A 277-nucleotide genomic window follows, 5' to 3' on the forward strand; every position below is an offset into this window, starting at 1 on the left:
GTTTGAAATATAATAGGGTCATTCATGACAAGAAAACTGAAAACAACACGAATTGCATCAGTCTGGAAAACGTGACACGTACCCAAGCCACTGTGCACTCCTCACTCAGCCGCAGTGGTCGTGCGATCAATGCCTGCAATGAGATTCCAGAACCAAGAACCATCAAAACCAGAATGAACAACCACATCAGAAACCCTAACCCTATATATAAACCTAAAGTAACACCAACACATGTGATCAAGATAGAGAAAATCAAGAAAACATAGAAGGGTAAAGG

The 277-nt window shown here is 41.2% G+C and carries 1 protein-coding gene; it reads left to right on the forward strand.

Annotated features, from left to right (window positions below; all coding sequences use genetic code 11):
* A partial coding sequence (locus tag KVT11_RS19815) for a hypothetical protein (protein ID WP_217609142.1) occupies window positions 1-266 on the forward strand: 266 nt, incomplete at its 5' end.
* Between the last annotated feature and the right edge of the window lie 11 nt (window positions 267-277).

The sequence above is a fragment of the Bacillus sp. GbtcB10 genome (assembly GCF_019091365.1).
GTDB lineage: Bacteria > Bacillota > Bacilli > Bacillales > Bacillaceae > Bacillus > Bacillus altitudinis.